This window comes from Photobacterium kishitanii (assembly GCF_003026355.1).
Classification (GTDB): Bacteria; Pseudomonadota; Gammaproteobacteria; order Enterobacterales; family Vibrionaceae; genus Photobacterium; species Photobacterium kishitanii.
The window spans coordinates 183,662-199,076 of the sequence record NZ_PYON01000005.1 but is presented as its reverse complement, the minus strand read 5'-3'; the positions used below and the strand labels follow the sequence as shown (position 1 = coordinate 199,076).

The following is a 15,415-nucleotide window of genomic DNA, read 5'->3' as shown; positions in this document are numbered from 1 at the left end:
TCTCTTTATAACAATCGATTTAGCGGTCTCAGACCAAAAATTATTAAATTAACTACTAAAACAATATATTCATTACGACTCACAAACCGTCTTTTGAATTGCGTTTATTGATAAGTAAATAGGTTTTATTATGAGCGACAAAATGAACGTAGATGCCCTATTCTTAGGTCCAAAATCAGAAAACCAAGTATTCTTTAAAGAAATGATGGATTACGCAATCAGTGAACATATGCACTGGCGTTCTGATTTCCACCCTGAAGATGCGCCATTAATGACGCCTGTTACACAACATCAGCCTGATTTCCGCGATACGCTTTACCGTACTGAAGGCATTCTACAAGATCTATCTGCACGTCTTAAAACAAAGTCAGTGCCTTGGTTCTCACCTCGTTACCTTGGCCATATGAATGCCGATACATTAATGGTATCAAACCTTGCATACGTGATGACCATGCTTTACAACCCAAATAACTGTGCACATGAGGCTTCTCCTGTGACTACAGAACTTGAGTTGGCTGCAGGTCATGACCTATGCCGCATGTTTGGCTACGATGTAAACAAATCATGGGCACATATCACTTCAGGCGGTACAGTTGCTAACTATGAAGGTGTTTGGGTTGCACGTAACCTTAAAACAATGCCACTCGCGATTGCAGCTTGTGATAAGTCAAAAGATCTTGTTGAAGGTATGACTGAGCACCAGTTACTGAATATGAAATCTAAAGATATTCTTGATTTAACTGATGAATTGAAAAAACGCGGTATTTTTGAAGAAGTTCGTGCATTAACAGCACGTGGCGTCGGGGTTGATGCGGGTAAATTAGGTAAATTCCTTGTTCCTCGTTCTAAGCACTACTCATGGATGAAAGCAATGGACGTACTTGGCTTAGGTCAAGAACACATTATTCCACTAGAAGTTGATGGTAACTACCGTACTGACGTTGAAAAAATGCGTGAAGTAACCTTCAAACTAATGGAAGAAGGTACTCCGATCCTAGGAATGGTATCAGTAGTAGGTACAACAGAAGAAGGCTCTATTGACCCTGTTCATGAAGTAATGAAACTTCGCCAAGAATGTGAAGAGAAATACGGCTCATCTTTCTACGTACATGTTGATGCTGCTTACGGTGGTTACGTTCGTTCTATGTTCCTTGATGATGACAACCAATTCATGGAATATGATGCATTAATTGAACGTTATCGTAACGATGAGATCATTCCAGAAGGTGTGGTATGGCCAAAACGTGACGTTTACGATGCATTTGCTGCTATGTCTGAAGCAGATTCTATTACTGTCGATCCACATAAAGTGGGTTTCATTCAGTACGCTGCTGGTGCTGTTGCAATGAAAGATAAGCGTATTGTTGACTTAATCTCTTACCACGCAGCTTATGTATTTGAAGAAGCTGACGATGATAACGATGAAGATAAGCAAGTAGTACTAGGCTCTTCTATCATGGAAGGCTCAAAAGCAGGTGCTACAGCTGCAGCTGTTTGGGCTGCACACCGTCTTGTTCCGTTAAATGTAAGTGGCTATGGTCATGTTATCGGCCGTGGTATTGTAACTGCCGATTGGTTCGCTAAGAAACTAGCAACAGCAGAACCATTTGTTGTCGATGGGCGTCGTTTTGAGGTTCGTCCTCTTATGCACCCAGACTTCCATATGGTTGATTTTACCTTCAAAGAAATCGGTAACGATAGCTTAGAAGCGCACAACAAACTAAACCAACGCATTTACGAACTATGTTCTTACGCTACTGGCCGTACTTATACTAAAGACTTCCTAACCTCTTCTACTTCTCTATCAGAAGAAGAATATGGTCAAACACCACGTCTTTACGCAGAAAGCCGCGGTTTCAGCGATAACGAATGGAATACAGTTGGTTCTGTTTATATTCTTCGTTCAGCGGTTATGACTCACTTCCTACGTGATGAAATTCGTTTTAATAATTACTGGAATAACCTTCGTGATGTATTCACAAGCCTTCTAAGTGAAATTATTGATGAAGAAAATAAACAAAAATTAGCACATACAGCTGCTTAATAAGGAATACAGCGCCAGTCTTTATGACTGGCGTTTTTTTATAATAATGAAACCAATTTATATATTTATTAATTATCGTCGATTATTTATTATCGACAGTTAAGTTCTTATTACCTAATACCTTGGTAACTATTAGGTACTATCTGCAGGACAATCGTCATGAATGTAAAGTCTATTGGCGCGACACTACTTATTTCAGGCACTATGCTAGGTGCTGGAATGCTTGCTTTACCCTTAATTTCTGCGGGGTTAGGCATTTATAACACCATTCTTCTATTGACCGTTTTATGGGGAGTAATGACCTATACCGGATTAATGTTATTAGAAGTTTGTCTTAATTATCCTGAAGGTACTGGTCTTGAAGCTATTGCCTATGATTTATTTGGTAAACCCGGTAAATGGGTTATTAATATATCGCTCTTATTATTACTCTATGCATTATCATGTGCTTATATAGCAGGTGCTTCTTCTATATATAAAAGTGATTTTACTGATTATTTTCATATATCGTTATCATCTCATACCATTGCAATTCTATTCACTGTAATTATTGCAACCATTGTATTTATTAGCACCAAAGCAGTTGATATTGCTAACCGCGTATTATTTACTAGTAACATTGTTATTTTCTTTATCCTTGTTATTACGATAATCCCTTATCTTCATGGTCATTTTTTAGTCAACAACCACGACTCAGCCAAATATGCTTTTGCAGCGATCCCAGTGTTTATTACTGCGTTTGGATTTCATGGCAGTGTACCAAGTATGGTGAAATATATTGGCCGTGATAAACCGAAAACATTGCGCAATATTTTTGTTGCTGGTGGTTTAATTCCTCTCATTGTTTATATTATTTGGGAGATTAGCATGTTGGGCTCGTTACCTCGATTTGGTAACCATAGTTTTCAATATGTTGCACAACACGGCTCAAGTGTTGGCGTTATGCTTCAACAAATGCAGATATTTATTCAAAATAACAACATTATTTACCTAATTGGTGCTTTCTCGTCCATCGCCATGTTCACTTCCTATCTATGTGTTTCATTAGGGTTATTTGATTCATTGGCAAGTACCTTCAAACGTGGTAATAATACAACAGATAGATTAATGACTGCTGTACTATGCTACTTGCCACCTTTGGTTTTCACTCTAGTGTATCCTAATGGCTTTGTTCCTGCTTTAGGTGCAGCAGCAATTTTCTTAACAATCCTAGCAATTCTATTTCCTGTGCTTGCCCTTAGAAAACTTCGTGGTAAACAACATCAAATTGAATATAATGTAGCGACAAATAATATAGCGTTATTTGTTGTAGGATTTATTGGTCTACAAGTCATAATAAACCAGATACTGACATTGAATAATGCCGTACCTATTTTTAATTAAACGTAAATAAAATGATTATTGGAGAACACATGAATCATTTGAATTTAATTCAGGAGCTTAAAGATCGCGGTCTGATCGCTCAAATTACGGATGAAGAAGCTTTAAGCGAACGTTTAGCAAAAGGTCCGATTACATTATATTGCGGCTTTGATCCAACGGCAGATAGTTTGCACCTAGGTCATCTGGTACCTCTACTTTGCCTTAAGCGCTTCCAAGAAGCGGGTCATAATCCAGTAGCCTTGGTTGGCGGCGCTACCGGTATGATTGGAGATCCAAGCTTCAAAGCGACTGAGCGTTCACTTAACACTTTAGATATTGTTGCAGACTGGGTTACTAAAATCCAACGTCAAGTTTCTCCTTTCCTTGATTTTGACAATGCAACTAACCCTGCTCGCATGGTAAACAACCATGACTGGTTCGGTAATATGGATGTACTAACATTCTTACGTGATATTGGTAAACACTTCTCTGTTAACCAAATGATCAGCAAAGAATCTGTTAAGCAACGTATTAACCGTGACGAAGTAGGTATCTCTTTTACTGAGTTCGCTTACAGCTTGCTACAGTCTTATGACTTTGCAAGCATGAACAAAGACATGGGGATGGAACTACAAATTGGTGGTTCTGACCAATGGGGTAACATCACAGCAGGTATCGACCTAACTCGTCGTATGAACCAACAGCAAGTATTCGGTATGACTGTACCGCTAATTACTAAGTCTGATGGTACTAAGTTTGGTAAAACTGAAGGCGGTGCAGTTTGGTTAGATCCAAGCAAAACTAGCCCATACAAGTTCTACCAATTCTGGATGAACACAGCTGATGCTGACGTATACCGTTTCTTACGTTTCTTTACTTTCCTTTCTGAAGAAGAAATTCAACAGATCGAAGAAGATGATCGTAACAGTGGTAAAGCACCTCAAGCACAGCGTATTCTTGCAGAAAAAGCGACAGCATTAGTACACGGTCAAGCACAATTAGAAGCAGCACAGAACATTACTCGCTGCCTATTTGAAAATGATCTTGAACACTTATCAGAGTCTGATTTTGCTCAACTAGCACAAGATGGTATGCCAACGGCGCAAGCATCTAGTGAAGACGATCTTCAACAAGTGCTTGTTAATGCTGAACTTGCAACATCTCGTAGCCAAGCGAAAACTCATATCGAGTCAAACGCTATCATGGTTAATGGCGAGAAAGTAAGTGACGCTTACTACAAGTTCCAAGATGCTGATAAACTGTTTGGTCGTTACACTCTTATCCGTCGCGGTAAGAAAAACTACAGCCTTATCGTTTGGGGTTAATCCTTAACGGATAACTGCTATCTAGCTTATAGGTAACAACAAAAACCACCGTTACTATAATAACGGTGGTTTTTTATTATCTAAACCACGGCTCGAATAATTCCACGCATACTCAATGAGTCGCTATACCACTCAATCATTGCCGCAATAAAATAAGACTCACACATCATAATTTGACATTTTTATTAATAAATCATCAATTAATTTGATTTAGCCCCAAGTCGCATTCAGCAGTTTACGTTTACAGTCATGATCCCCAATGACAACTTGAAGCTAAATTATGTCGACAATTAATCAGCAACGCCTTATTAACCATTTCATTGAACTGATCAAAATCAATAGCGAATCGCGTAATGAAAAAGCCATTGCCGAAACGCTTGCTGAGCAATTATGTGAGTTAGGCTTCAGTGTCCATCGCCTACCCGTACCAGAAGCTATTTCTAACGGCTTTAATATCTACGCTCGCTTAGATGGCAATATCAATGACACAATTGCGATTAGTTGCCACATGGATACAGTGAATCCAGGTAATGATATTGAGCCGATTATTGAAGATGGGATTATTCGTTCTAAAGGTAATACCATTCTGGGAGGCGATGATAAATCTGGCATTGCTGCCATTATGGAGGCAGTACGCTGTATTCAAGCTGAAAATCGAGAACATAAGACCATCGAATTAGCTTTCACTGTTCACGAAGAAGGTGGTTTACAAGGCTCTAAAGTGTTTGATATGAGCTACATCACCGCTAATAAGGCAATTGTATTAGATTCAGGTGGCGCAATTGGAGCGATTATAACAACTGCGCCTGGACAACAGAGTTTAAAAGTGACTATCACAGGTAAACCAGCCCACGCAGGCTTAGCGCCAGAAGAAGGTATTAATGCGCTGACGGTTGCTGCTGATGCCATTAGTAACATGCGTTTATCACGTATTGACGAAGAAACCACAGCTAATATTGGGGTTGTTCAAGGTGGTCAAGTAACCAACATCGTCATGCCTTCGCTTTATCTTGCAGCGGAAGCTCGCTCTTTAAATAATACTAAACTTGAGCAACAAGCAGCTCATATGATTGAGGTCTTTGAACAAGCCGCGGCTAAACACGGTGCTAGCGTCAATATTGAATCCACTCGCTCTTATAATGCTTATCACATTGATGATAATGATCCGCACGTACAAAGTATTATGGCTGCGTTTACCGCAAATGGCTTAACACCATTCACCAAATCGACCGGTGGTGGCAGTGATGCGAATGTATTTAATGGTAACGGTTTGAAAACTGTCAACCTATCGACTGGTATGAGTAAAGTTCATACAACTGAAGAATTTATTACCGTTGATGATATGACTAAAATAACTGAGTTTCTGTATACATTCTTATGCAATAGTAACTAAAAAAACAGCAAAAATAACACGATTCAACAAAACAATCACAATGTCTTACTTGTTATTATCTATTATAAAAATAAGTAAGACGTTACATTGAAAAATATACCTATCAAACTAAATAACTAGTTAATATTATTAACAATTAATTTAACTATATTATAGAAGCAAGCCTCTACCAGAACATAACTAAATAGAATATAATCTAGCTGTTCATATCATAACGACCATTATTGAACGCAAGATACTACGACTAACATCTGTATCTAATTATAATAATACTATCTCAGATATAGAGCGCAATGCTCAAAAAAGAAGATTTTACGATGGATATTCAACATCTTACACCAAGAGAAAAAGATCTATTTATAGAAACACTTGCAGAGTGTTATCGACGCTTAACTACCGCAAAAATCGAAGCAAAAGAACTCACAAAAGAAGGGTTCCAGTTAATGTTTCGTTCTGTCTATAAAGATTTTAATAATATAACTTAAGTTTTATAAATTATTCATACTTAAGCACTGAGGCGTGCCATTATACGCCTCAATAAAGAATCTTATTCACTACAGTAACAACTCATTACTGTCCCTTATTTACCGCGATACCTTATTTACCGTGATACCCTATTTACCGCGATAATAATGTTGAGCAACAAACGGCATTTGCGTTACTGTCATTGGTAATCGCTTTCCACGTACTTCTGCAAATAGTACTGTATCCACATTACTGCTAGTTAACGTAACATATGCCATTGCTACAGGGATACCAATTGAGGGACCAAAACTACCACTGGTTACCACCCCAACTTGATTATCATCAGCATCAAATAACAGGCTCCCTTCACGAACTGGCGCTTTCGTTTGACCAATCAATCCGACTCGCTTACGAGTTACCGCTTTAGTCACCATCTGCGTTAAAATTACATCAGCCCCGATAAAGCCACCAGCACGCTCACCGCCACTACGACGCACTTTACTGATTCCCCATAACAAACTTGCTTCAATCGGTGTCGTGGTCTGATCGAGATCATGACCATATAAACATAACCCGCACTCTAAACGCAGTGAATCACGTGCACCTAATCCTATCCATTCAACATTTTCATCTGCAAGTAAAGCTGTTGCTAGTGCTTCTGCGTGTGAATTTGGCACTGAAATCTCAAATCCATCTTCACCGGTATAACCTGAACGACTGACATAGCATTCTTGACCTAACAATTCGATACGAACGGCATCCATAAATACCATATCGCGCACTTGAGGATTTAATTGCGCTAACACCTCAACCGCTTTAGGGCCTTGCAGTGCTAATAGTGCCCTATCCTCTATCACAGTCAATTCAACACCTGCTTGCAAATGTGACTGTAAATGATCAATATCTTGCTTTTTACACGCTGCATTTACCACAACGAACAGATGATCACCAAAATTCGTCACCATTAAATCGTCTTCAATTCCACCATCTTTATTAGTGAAAAAAGCATAACGCTGCTTACCTTGTGGCAAATCTATAATATCAACAGGAACTAACATTTCGAGCATTTTCGCCGCATTTTCGCCGCTTAGACGCAACTGTCCCATATGAGAAACATCAAATAACCCCGCAGCATTACGGCAATGAAGATGCTCTTTTTTAACCCCCAAAGCATACTGTACAGGCATTTCATAACCAGCAAAGGGAACCATTTTAGCACCCATCTTGACATGTAGAGCATAGAGCGGGGTATGTAATAAATGTTGAGACATGATGATTTACTCCAATAACAGCAGATATTCTCCAGCGATTGTTTCACCCTACCAAAAGCACAACATGAACGGAAAAGCCAATCGTTGATATCTTGATCAGATCCGCAATATTGTTAAATAGCTATGACAACAAGCAAACGATTACGTAGAATTTAAATCAACAAATTAACATCCCTACTTAAAAAATAAATAATAACAATATTAATCAACATGATTACCTACATAATCTACCCCTAGGAGTACAGCCATGGAAACGACACTAAAATTTACAGCTAGCCATGAATGGGTACGTGATAACGGTGATGGCACTATCACCATGGGCATTTCAGATCATGCACAAAAATTGTTAGGTGATGTCGTTTTTGTTGATCTGCCTGATATTGGTGATGCAGCCGATGCGGGAAAAACGTTTTCATTGGTGGAATCAGTTAAAGCAGCCTCTGATATTTACGCGCCAGTGAGTGGACAAATTCTTGAAACCAATAGTTCATTAGATGATAGCCCTGAACTTATTAATGAAGACCCTTATAACGGCGGTTGGATCGCTAAAATAAAATTAGACGATATATCACAGCTTTCAGAACTAATAGATAGTGACACTTACCTTGCTTCTATCGCTGAAGAATAATGCCACGCCAAGGAAAGAAAAATGACATCGACTACATTACTCAGCATTCTTAGTGATGATACTTGTTTTGCTCAACGCCATAATGGTCCAAGCCTATCGCAGCAACAACAGATGTTAGCGACAATTGGTGTATCAAGCATTGAGCAACTTATCCAACAAACTCTACCAGCGGCGATAGCATTGCCTGAGCCAATGGCATTGCCTGTGTCACAAAGTGAAGCGAACATGCTCGCATCACTGAAGCAAATTGCATCGAAGAACATTATCAATAAAAGCTATATTGGTCAGGGATATTATAATACTTATACCCCGAGTGTAATTTTACGTAATATTTTAGAAAATCCGGGTTGGTATACCGCCTATACTCCTTATCAACCTGAAATATCACAAGGGCGTTTAGAGTCATTGCTTAATTTTCAGCAGTTGATCATGGATATGACGGGCATGGATCTCGCTAATGCCTCTTTATTAGATGAAGCGACAGCTGCGGCAGAAGCGATGACATTATGTCTACGTGCAGGTAAAAATAAAAGCATGCAGTTCTTTATTGCAGCAAATGTTCACCCGCAAACCATTGATGTAATTAAAACTCGAGCTCAATTTATCGAGGTGGATATCATCATCGATGATCCTGATAAGCTCGAGCAATACGATGTATTTGGCGCCTTATTGCAATACCCTGCAACTAACGGCCATGTTGAAGATTTAACCAATATTATTGCCTCTGCACACAATAAAAAAACCTTAGTCACGGTTGCCAGCGATCTATTAGCATTAACCCTATTAACTCCACCGGGTGAAATGGGCGCGGATGTCGTGATTGGCAGCGCTCAACGTTTTGGCGTACCGATGGGCTTTGGTGGTCCTCATGCTGGGTTCATGGCAACTAAAGATCAATACAAACGCACCATGCCAGGAAGAGTAATCGGGGTATCAAAAGATGCCAAAGGCAATAGCGCCCTACGAATGGCAATGCAAACCCGTGAGCAGCATATTCGCCGAGAAAAAGCGACCTCGAACATCTGTACCGCCCAAGCATTACTTGCCAATATGGCCGCTTTTTATGCGTTATATCATGGCGCTGAGGGACTAAAAAAAATAGCTCGCCGCGTTCATCATTTTACCGCCATATTGGCTGCAAGTTTGCAAGATAACGGCTTTATTATTGAAAATAGTCACTTCTTTGACACTTTAACCTTAGTCACGGCAGAGCAAACAGAACCACTTTATCAACAAGCATTAGACGCTGGTATCAACTTCCGCAAATACCCCAATAAGCTCGGTATTAGCTTAGATGAAACGACCTCAATTGATGATATTCGTACTCTGTTTCATTTACTCACCAATCAAGCGCTCGACCTTAGCTATTACACCGACACTATTGCCAATGATGAATTTGCCGCTATTCCTGAGCATTGCCGTCGCCAGAGTGATTTCCTCACGCATCCCGTATTTAACCGCTACCATAGCGAAACCAAAATGATGCGTTATATGAAGCAACTCGAAAACAAAGACTATTCACTTACTCATGGCATGATCCCTCTTGGCAGTTGCACCATGAAACTCAACGCAGCCACTGAAATGATTCCGGTTACTTGGCCAGAATTTGGCCAGTTACATCCATTTGCACCCTCGGCACAAACACTGGGTTATCAAGAATTAGCCCAAAAACTGTCAGCAATGTTATGCACGATTACAGGTTATGATGCTGTCTCACTACAACCTAACTCTGGAGCACAAGGTGAATATGCAGGACTTATTGCCATTCAACGTTACCATCAAGCCAATGGCAATAGTCACCGTAATGTCTGCTTAATACCAAGCTCTGCTCATGGTACTAATCCCGCTTCTGCGGCAATGGTTTCAATGCAAGTAGTTGTGGTGGCATGTGATGAGCAAGGCAATATTGATCTCAATGATTTACAAGTAAAAATTGATCAACATCGTGACAATTTATCCTGCATCATGATCACTTATCCTTCGACGCATGGTGTTTATGAAGAAGGTATTCAGCAAGTTTGCGAGCGAGTACATGCCGCTGGCGGCCAAGTTTACCTTGATGGCGCTAACATGAATGCGCAAGTTGGGTTAACTAGCCCTGGTTTTATTGGCTCTGATGTTTCACATCTAAACCTCCATAAAACGTTCTGTATTCCACATGGTGGCGGTGGCCCCGGTGTCGGACCTATTGGTGTAAAATCACATTTGAGCCCTTTCTTACCCGGTCATGTTGATTCACAACAGCCTCAAACTAACCAATACGCTGTATCAGCAGCGGCCTTAGGATCAGCCTCCATCTTGCCAATCTCATATGGCTATATTGCTATGATGGGTGAAGCTGGGCTTAAACAAGCCACTGAGCTAGCGATTTTAAATGCTAACTATGTGATGGAACGCTTACGACCTCATTACCCTATTTTATATCGTGGTAAACAAGGCCGAGTGGCACACGAATGCATTATCGATATTCGCCCAATTAAAGCAGCATCTGGTATATCAGAAGAAGATATCGCGAAACGATTAATGGACTATGGTTTCCATGCGCCGACCATGTCATTTCCAGTCGCTGGTACCTTAATGATTGAGCCTACAGAGTCAGAAGATTTAACCGAATTAGATCGTTTCTGTGAGGCAATGATTGCTATTCGTGAAGAAATTAATCAAATACAAACTGGTGAGTGGCCTTTAGATGATAATCCATTGGTAAATGCCCCCCACACTCAAGTTGATCTACGAACTACAGAATGGATGCATTGCTATAGTCGGGATATTGCTTGTTTTCCATCAATACACACCCAAAATAACAAATATTGGCCAAGTGTTAATCGGGTTGATAACGTATTTGGTGATCGCAATTTAATATGTTCTTGCCCTAGCATTGAAACTTATATCGATGAATAAAAAATTTTGTTGGAACAATAAAGTTTTTACATAAATAGACTATTGGAATAATAACTAATCGTACACTAATCTACAGTTAATTATACATCAGAATAGATGAAGCTAATTGTGGCTAAACGTAGAAGATTAGAATCTTTATCTTATTTTCAGCGAGTATTAAGACAAAAATAGAGCTTGTTGGGAAGGAGTCCTACAAGCCTTGGATTCGTGTTCAAGACGTAAGTTCTCATGGGAATAGTGGTATGATCGATGGGATTAAAATTAATCGCATTCATCATACCCTATCTGAACACGGATTCTCTTTCTTCTATCTTGCTGAGTATTGCGACTCTTTAATCGATATCTGAGAACAATTTCCCTTATTACCATTAGACTTATCGGTAAAAATAGTTCAACAATTGGATGTCCATCATCCAATAATTGTTCGATCTAAAAGTAATGAATTTAATGTAATAGTGAGAACAGCAGAGAAACCAGATATAGAAACTAATTGATCATGACGAAACATCTCAACTTTTTCAAGGATAAAAGATAATCGTACACGCTGTTATATTAATTCCAATTTTGGTTAGATTTTAATAAAAATACCAATAAAATCCTCCCATATGAATCAAATAACAACTTATTGAGGATCTAATCAAATTAGACCCTTTTTCACCATTAATAATAACTTTTCTACTTTGGATAATTTAATCATTGAGCCATATTCTATAACCAATTCCAACCTCAGTTAAAAAATGTTTTGGACGAGTAGGATCTAATTCAAGTTTATTACGTAATCGGCGCATGTAGGTACGCACATAGTGCCCATGCTCAATAAAAGATGGTCCCCATACTTTCTTTAGCAAATAAGATTGAGTAAGAACTTTCCCAGGCTCTTCCAATAATACTAATAATAATTTAAGCTCAGTTTTCGTAAGATGGATTAAATGCTCATCTTTTATTACCGTTTTTAATCTCTTATTAATTACAACATCCGATAGTCGAATTATTTCACTAGAGGTCATCGGTATTTGACAACTACGACGAAGTGAAGCCTCTACTCTTGCGATAAGCTCAGCCATTCCGAATGGCTTAGCTAAATAATCATCTGCTCCATTATTTAATGCTTTAACTTTCTCAGTTTCTTCGGTGCGAGCTGATAAAACTATTATTGGAACTTGACTCCAAGAACGAAAATCAACAATAAATTGCTGACCATCACCATCAGGTAACCCCAAATCCAAAATAACAATATCAGGTTGTCGTGTACTTGCTTCCCTTAACCCTTCATTTAATGAAGTAGCAACAGACACAAGCCATTTTTTGTCTGTTAACGCCATACTGACAAAGCGGCAAATTTCCTCTGCATCTTCAATAATTAACACTCTATTTTCCACAATTTTTCCTTTCAGATGTCGTCTGGAATGGTAGGTACTTCATAATACGGTAATCGTATGCTAAATACGGCTCCACCTTTATTAGAATTATAAGAAATAATGTACCCTTCATGTTCTATAATAATTGCTTCAGAAATAGCCAAACCTAGCCCTAAACCAGTAATCTTGGACTCTTTTCCTCCTCTATAAAACTTTTGAAATATTTCTTTTTCTTTTCCTAATTCTATTCCTGGTCCATTATCAATTACATTAATTTTAAACCAACCTCCATCTAGGTAAACTTGAAGTTCAACTTGAGCATTGCTGCCTGCATACTTAAATGCATTTTCTAATAAATTAACTAATACACGCCGAATAAGTAACGCATCACAACTGACTAATGGTATTTCGTTATCCAATGCCACGCTTATTTGATTATCATATTGTGGAAATTGACTTAATGATGCTGAAATTAACTCACCCCAGTCTTGCCAATCTTTTTGTAAAGTAAAGCCAGTAGCTTCCAATCGAATCATATCCATTACATTATTTGATAAAGCTATCGTTGTATTTACTTGATTTACGATCTCTTTACTTTGAGTTGCTAACTCCGGTTGATCATGTAATTTTTGATGTAATGATTCAATTTGATTGAGCAATACAGTTAATGGTGTCCGCAAATCATGAGATAATGATGACAGCATAGTACTTCGCATTTTTTCAGTTTCAACTGAAATTTTAGCTAGCTCCGCTAACTTAATAGAACGCACTCGCTCCAATGATTGAGCGATTAATAATGCGCAAGTATGAAGAAGTCTAATTTGCTCAGGAATCATCAGCAAGCGAGGATTATTTACTTTAATAACAGCAACTCCCATCATATCAGTTCCATTAAACAATGGCTGATAAAAAAGGTCTGAACTAGGTAAAGTATCAGTTCCAATACCTGCTGGTTTTTGATTATTAAAACACCAAGAAACAATCGCCATGTCGTAATCTGGATTATTATCTGGTTTTAGATTGTTATTCTCATCTATCAAAATAAATTTCACGTTAGCTTGAAAAATATAATTAAGTTTCACCGCTGCTAATTTTATAATTTCTTGATGATCTTCAGCTTTACTTAATATTTTAGTTAATTCAAATAACTGCCTTGTTCTCTCTTCTCTATGGCGAGATATTTTAGCTTGATGTCGAGAACTATGTGTTAATCGAGTAATCGACGTCCCAACAATTAACATCACTATAAAAGTTAATAAATACTGTAAGTTATTCACTGTAAATGAATGATAAGGTTCAACGAAAAACCAATTAAAACAAAAAACATTAATAAAAGCGGCTAACATAGCGATTCGTTGTGAAAATCGCCAAGCTACCCCAACGGTAGCCAACATATAAAGCATGATTATATTAGCGTGATCAATTCGATGAAATAAAATCAGACTAATTGTAGTAGTTAAAATACATAACCCACATGCAACTAAAATTGCTGGTAATTGTCTTTGATGCTTATCTATAGAAATAAGAGATACTTTTTCAACCTTCTCGATTGATGTTAAAGCAATTGTAATAAAATCGAGATCTGGTGCTAACTTTGACATTTTTGAAACCAATGTCTGGGAGAAAATTTTCCACCAACGGAATTTAGTGGTTCTCGCAAGTACGATCTTTCCTAGATTATGTCTCTGAGCATAGCGTACTAAAGCTTGCTCAGGGTTTGGATCCCCTAATATTGCGGTTTCTGCCCCCAGTTTCTCTGCTAATTTTAACTCATCTAAAATTGCATATCGATTACTGTTAGGTAAATTGTGTAATTTAGGTGTTTCTACATAAACCACATGCCATTGAGACTTTAATTGTCGCGCTAATCGTACGCCAACACGTATTAATTTTTCATTATTACCAAAAGTATTTAGGCACACTAATATTGAATCATGAAAATCTGGTTGATAACTTTTTCCTAGGATTAACCTTCGTTGTTCATCAATACAATCAGCAGTACAGCGTAATGCCAACTCACGCAATGCTGTTAAATTCCCTTTATTGAAAAAATTATCTATTGCCGTTCCAACTCGAGAAGGTAAATATATTTTCCCTTCAGTCATTCTTTGACGTAAATCGTTTGGAGGCAAATCAACTAATATGACCTCATAAGCAGAATTAAAAATTCTATCCGGAATTGTTTCCTGAACTCGAATTTTAGTAATACCTCCAACGACATCATTAAGGCTTTCTAAATGTTGAACATTAAGTGTGGTATATACGGTAATGCCCGCTTCTAATAGCTCATCAACATCTTGCCAGCGTTTTTCATGACGCGATCCTGATACGTTATTATGAGCTAACTCATCAATTAAAACGACTGAGGGACTACGAGCCAAAACTCTATCAATATCTAATTCAAAAAGTTTATATTTTTGATATTTCATCTTTTTTAAGGGAATTACTTCAAGCCCATACAATAAAGCGGAAGTCTCTTTTCTACCATGGGTCTCAATAACACCAGCAATAACATCCACACCTTGTTTTCTAAGTTGCTGAGCTTCCATTAACATTGCATAAGTTTTACCTACGCCCGCAAAAGCTCCGAAAAAAATCTTTAAATTTCCTCGCCGAGGCTTAACCTCAGCGAGAAACTGTTGTGGGTCTGGACGTTCATCATCCATTT

At 38.3% G+C, this 15,415-nt stretch carries 10 protein-coding genes; 7 read left to right on the top strand and 3 right to left on the bottom strand.

The window, feature by feature from the left end; genetic code table 11:
* Positions 1–130 precede the first annotated feature (130 nt).
* The 5 genes from C0W29_RS08095 to C0W29_RS08075 all read left to right on the top strand — a co-directional run bounded on the left by C0W29_RS08095 (position 131) and on the right by C0W29_RS08075 (position 6,609).
* Complete coding sequence (locus tag C0W29_RS08095; protein ID WP_045043046.1) at positions 131–2,044, top strand: pyridoxal phosphate-dependent decarboxylase family protein; 1,914 nt, start codon at positions 131–133, stop codon at positions 2,042–2,044.
* A gap of 159 nt (positions 2,045–2,203) precedes the next feature.
* Positions 2,204–3,427, top strand: coding sequence for an amino acid permease (locus tag C0W29_RS08090; RefSeq protein ID WP_045043047.1), 1,224 nt, complete (start codon positions 2,204–2,206; stop codon positions 3,425–3,427).
* A gap of 29 nt (positions 3,428–3,456) precedes the next feature.
* A complete protein-coding gene (tyrS, locus tag C0W29_RS08085) occupies positions 3,457–4,731 on the top strand; it encodes a tyrosine--tRNA ligase (protein ID WP_036792553.1) in 1,275 nt (424 codons plus the stop codon).
* Between the two features lie 280 nt (positions 4,732–5,011).
* Positions 5,012–6,124 (top strand): M20/M25/M40 family metallo-hydrolase, encoded by a 1,113-nt coding sequence (locus C0W29_RS08080; RefSeq protein ID WP_045045238.1) that lies wholly within the window; start codon positions 5,012–5,014, stop codon positions 6,122–6,124.
* A gap of 293 nt (positions 6,125–6,417) precedes the next feature.
* A complete protein-coding gene (locus C0W29_RS08075; RefSeq protein WP_045043049.1) occupies positions 6,418–6,609 on the top strand; it encodes a hypothetical protein in 192 nt (63 codons plus the stop codon).
* Positions 6,610–6,738: 129 nt separating this feature from the next.
* Here the strand turns inward: C0W29_RS08075 and gcvT are convergent, their stop codons facing one another.
* Complete coding sequence (gene gcvT / locus C0W29_RS08070) at positions 6,739–7,860, bottom strand: glycine cleavage system aminomethyltransferase GcvT (protein WP_045045237.1); 1,122 nt, start codon at positions 7,858–7,860, stop codon at positions 6,739–6,741.
* Between the two features lie 247 nt (positions 7,861–8,107).
* On the opposite strand from gcvT, the gene gcvH reads away from it, so the two are divergent.
* Both gcvH and gcvP read left to right on the top strand, forming a co-directional pair.
* Positions 8,108–8,488, top strand: a complete 381-nt coding sequence (gcvH, locus tag C0W29_RS08065) for a glycine cleavage system protein GcvH (protein WP_045045236.1) — start codon at positions 8,108–8,110, stop codon at positions 8,486–8,488.
* 21 nt (positions 8,489–8,509) lie between these two features.
* Entirely contained in the window at positions 8,510–11,389 is a 2,880-nt protein-coding gene (gcvP, locus tag C0W29_RS08060) for an aminomethyl-transferring glycine dehydrogenase (protein WP_045045235.1), read from the top strand.
* A 689-nt stretch (positions 11,390–12,078) separates the two neighbouring features.
* Here gcvP and C0W29_RS08055 read toward each other — a convergent pair.
* Together C0W29_RS08055 and C0W29_RS08050 are read right to left on the bottom strand one after the other, a co-directional pair.
* On the bottom strand, positions 12,079–12,768 hold the full coding sequence (locus C0W29_RS08055) for a response regulator (RefSeq protein WP_107174042.1): 690 nt from the start codon (positions 12,766–12,768) through the stop codon (positions 12,079–12,081).
* An 11-nt stretch (positions 12,769–12,779) separates the two neighbouring features.
* Positions 12,780–15,413: a DUF4118 domain-containing protein gene (locus C0W29_RS08050; protein WP_080895420.1), complete on the bottom strand. Its 2,634-nt coding sequence runs from the start codon at positions 15,411–15,413 to the stop codon at positions 12,780–12,782.
* Between the last annotated feature and the right edge of the window lie 2 nt (positions 15,414–15,415).

What these genes read in the sequence shown, in the direction of transcription:
- C0W29_RS08050 (WP_080895420.1), bottom strand. Translation starts at nt 15,413, where the DNA reads ATGGATGATGAACGTCCAGACCCACAACAGTTTCTCGCTGAGGTTAAG.
- C0W29_RS08090 (WP_045043047.1), top strand. Translation starts at nt 2,204, where the DNA reads ATGAATGTAAAGTCTATTGGCGCGACACTACTTATTTCAGGCACTATG.
- gcvH (WP_045045236.1), top strand. Translation starts at nt 8,108, where the DNA reads ATGGAAACGACACTAAAATTTACAGCTAGCCATGAATGGGTACGTGAT.
- gcvP (WP_045045235.1), top strand. Translation starts at nt 8,510, where the DNA reads ATGACATCGACTACATTACTCAGCATTCTTAGTGATGATACTTGTTTT.
- gcvT (WP_045045237.1), bottom strand. Translation starts at nt 7,860, where the DNA reads ATGTCTCAACATTTATTACATACCCCGCTCTATGCTCTACATGTCAAG.
- C0W29_RS08075 (WP_045043049.1), top strand. Translation starts at nt 6,418, where the DNA reads ATGCTCAAAAAAGAAGATTTTACGATGGATATTCAACATCTTACACCA.
- C0W29_RS08080 (WP_045045238.1), top strand. Translation starts at nt 5,012, where the DNA reads ATGTCGACAATTAATCAGCAACGCCTTATTAACCATTTCATTGAACTG.
- C0W29_RS08095 (WP_045043046.1), top strand. Translation starts at nt 131, where the DNA reads ATGAGCGACAAAATGAACGTAGATGCCCTATTCTTAGGTCCAAAATCA.
- tyrS (WP_036792553.1), top strand. Translation starts at nt 3,457, where the DNA reads ATGAATCATTTGAATTTAATTCAGGAGCTTAAAGATCGCGGTCTGATC.